This window comes from Endozoicomonas sp. ONNA1 (genome assembly GCF_024606325.1).
Taxonomy (GTDB): Bacteria; Pseudomonadota; Gammaproteobacteria; order Pseudomonadales; family Endozoicomonadaceae; genus Endozoicomonas_A.
In genome coordinates this window covers 1-3,798 of sequence record NZ_JAHHPN010000551.1, presented here as the reverse complement: position 1 = coordinate 3,798, position 3,798 = coordinate 1, and the positions used below count along the sequence as shown (strand labels likewise).

Here is a 3,798-nt window from a genome sequence, read left to right as displayed (position 1 = left end):
CATGCTCCAGCTTTGCCGGGTCCAGTTGACCCAGCCGACTGAGGATGGACTGCTTCACCCAGTCCTTGTAATGGGCAGTTCCGGTGTCAAGGGTGATCAGGTGTTGGTTTCTTTTAAAAAAGATTAAGTTGACGTCCGGATCTGCACCGAGTAAACCCGGATTCTGAGCGGACTTTATTATTGCAGTTGTTAAAACGTCGGGAGGGGCAAAACCCATCCTTTTGATATTAGACAAGGGCTCCCGAACCTCGACGATGCCGAGGTAACGGACTTGATTCTCTTCATTGAAATAAAGAGAGACACGTTGTCTTGACCCTGGGTTTATGATATCGCTGTAACCCAGCCTTGATACTTTGTTTTTGACTTGTGGTAATTCGAAAAAATCTGAGTCAGCAATAGCGGGGAGAGGCTTCCTTCCTTGTTCGATCCGGTAATCCAACAGGTCGATAAACAGCAATTTTAACCTGGCTTCCAGCTGCTGTTTGGGCGCCTTCCATTCTCTGCCCAACCCTTCAGCCTCAGATCCTATTTTGGACAGCTCATCGACCGTTTCCTGCATCAACGAAGTAAAAGCTTGCCAACCGGAATCCCGGATAGCTGACTTGAGTTGGGTGGCATCCAAATCAGAGATGACCGTCATTAAAAAATCAGCGGTACCCAGCCTCAATAATCCTTCAAGATTAGTGATCGGTGAGTTTTTAACACCCAGTTTCCCTCTTAAAAAGTCTTCGGTTGAACTGTCTAATGCCTGCTTGAACAAATGAATGGTAAACATGGACTTCAGTAAATCAGAATTCAGATTCAGTCTTTCTGAAATGACAAAGGCCTTATACTGGCACCACTGAAAAAATTGCCTTAAGAAACTTCTTTTGCTTGGGGCAATAAGAGAACCAATCCAGGATGTTATATCCCCAATCCCACTGAGATCGACCCCAATGTTGACCTGAACATGATAGCGTAGTGGCTTCTTCCCTCTTGCCTTGGGCAATAATGAGATTTTATTATTTTCATATTGAGGATTGTTGATTAGCCTGAACTTTTTTAAATCATCTTTTGGATCATTTTCAAGTAGCTCGTTATTATAAGCTTGAACGAAATCGCTTACGGTAATACCACTCTCAGGTATTTTTGCTAAACCAGAGTGCAATATATTGGTAGCACGAAATAAAGCTGAGGATTCACTTAGATAATCCCGGAGAGGTTTTGGTCCGGTAACGATTTCAATGACAGAGCCATGCCTGGCTGAATCAGTAGTCAGGGCCAAATCATGATAATCAGGGCTAACACGTTCATCAGAAGTGAATTTAGTGTACGCCAGGTCTACTCTCGATTCAGTATCCACACTTGTGAGAGAGTACTCTATTTCAAGACCGATCTGTCCTTTATAAGTGTCTACAGGGATAGCTGGAGCTTTTATGTTTTCTGGTAATTTTTTAATGTCAAGTTCATCCAGAATGCTTTTCCGAATGGTTTCAGAATCCCTGCTGACGCCTTTCAACAGATTTGCTGCAACAATATACCGAGCCATCAGGCTTGATAAAGTGTGATATTGTTGAGCCAGAATTTTGCCTTCGGTGAAATACTGGCTTGGGTCAATTTTCAGGACACAACCGGTATTTTTGACCAGAACCGGCTCCGGCGCAGTTATGCTGGATGAACCGGGAGGAGTGATGACCAGTAGTAGCCGGACAGAGTTAGGTATTTTGACCTGGTCGAAGCCTGTGCCGACGGAGCTATCAATAACGCCCCGGTTCACCAGAGTCTGGAGATCGCCAAAGGTCTGGTTTTGCCCTTCCTTCAACGCCTCGGAAAAAGCCTTGAACTCAGGGGTGGTTCTGAGCCATCGAAGTGTTCTGATAATATCACTGTGCAACAAAAACAGGTCTTTTGAAGGAACATTGTTTTCCATAACATATTTGATAAACCGGCCAGAAAACAGGATCGCGATCTTTGACGCCGAGCCTTTATCGCCATAGGAACCCGGTGCCACTTCGCTAATAATTCCGGGACTGTTCTTCTTTATTCCTTTGTTATAGACGTCCAGGTAATGAGAAGAAATTGTGCCAGTGTACGGAGTTTTGTCTGGCGGGTTTTCCATATCACCCAGATCTGACAATAAACTGTCCTTGACTTCGGCGGGTAAACCAGTGCTGGTTATTCGATTTTTCAACAACTGGTAATCCGATTGCTGCAGCTGCAGCGCAGACCGCAGTTCTGAATCCAGCATCTGTTTCCAGAAATCTGTGTGTAGCTCAACCAGGCCCTGTGCAAAATTACCAACAGCGGTCCCCGGCTCCGCTTCGAGAGAACGAAAAACGTTTCTGACCGGAACGGCCAGACGCTTTTCCTGAAACAATACGCCCAGTGCCTGCCGGAAATCATCCACAGAACCCTGGGCAAACTTAAGCTCACGGTTATCACTATAAACAACGATCGTCTTATAAAGTGGATCGCTGTCTTCGGGCACCTGCCGTAGTTTCAGAACGTTATCAAAACCGTAATCACCATCAGGATCATTATGGAAATCCGTTTGCCATATCTCCATAGCCCTGACGATTTCAGCTGCGGTTGCTACCGATGCTCGCAGTTTCAGGAGCAGAGCCAGCCCGTAAGATTGGGCCATTACCCGGCCCAGACGGGAGGCAGACGAATTTTGTCGTACATCCGATAGTCCAAGCTCGATGATGACAGGCTTCTTTCCCCACAATTGCCCAACAGTCAGCCAGCTGTCTGCGATCAGCCGATCGCGTTCCGGGCGAATATGAATGCCCGGAATTTCTGATTCAAAATCATTCTCTATCTGCCATTTGTGCCAAGCTATGAGGCTATCGATGAATTCATTAGGTCCGTCGAGATAATCAAGCACAACTTCAATTTTTTCAGGCAGTCCATCGAGTTGCACCAGCTCGCGCAGCTGAGAGCGATAGGCACTGTCCTTGATGGTCGAGAAAAGAAATGGCGAACGAGCCCCAAGAATGGTTTGCCGGGAATTATGGCGATCTTCGTCGAAGGACAGGGAAGGGTCCAGGCTAACCCGGCGTTCAAAGCTTTCCGGAGGCGGAAACCTGACGACAATGGTGTTGTCGTCGTCGGGGAACCGGACAGATAATTCTGCAATCAGGAGCCTCTGCTGGAGATCTGGTTCACCCAGCTTTTCCAGGGTGATCGCTTCGCTGCGCATCAGACGGAACAACAGTTTTTGCATCAGGCTTCGGGCAGACTTAGACTCCGTGTCGATGTCATTTATTTCAGTGGCCAGTGTGACCACATCAGCCAGCGCCAGTCGGGCTATTTTTTCTTCGAGGCGCGGCTCTATCAGTGAAGGTACGTGATGAGAATAGGCCAGCTCAATCGTACTGATCAGCGTCAGGGCATTACGCTGATCCAGCGGAGCTGAGGACTGAAGCATAAACAGGATGTTGCGCAGATTATCCGAAAAAGCCGCGCTGTTACTCTCTGGCACGTCCAGCAAAACATAAGTTCCACCCGAAGGATCAGCGACAACAGGCAGGTATTTGTTGTGTTTGTCACCATCAAAAGCTTTTCCGCTAAAAGCCAGAGACGCAGGATCAGTAAAACTGACAGTGCCATCCGGTTGGCGTTTCAGCCTTATGTTAACCCCAAGCGAAAGTGTGTATTGAAGCAAACTTCTCTGTTCACTCCTTTTTATGGCGTTCAGTCTCGTTACTTTTTTTTCTGCCAGAGAGTGACCCAATAAGTCTCTCAGATTCCTGACATACTGCTGGCCCAATTCGGAAAAGTCATTTTTTAACTGTTGGGCATGGAGGGCAAACAGGT

At 47.0% G+C, this 3,798-nt stretch carries 1 protein-coding gene; it reads right to left on the bottom strand.

Features of this window, described 5'->3' with window-relative positions; translation table 11 throughout:
* The coding region (locus tag KDK19_RS12680; RefSeq protein ID WP_257292106.1) for a hypothetical protein at window positions 1-3,798 on the bottom strand (3,798 nt) is incomplete at both ends.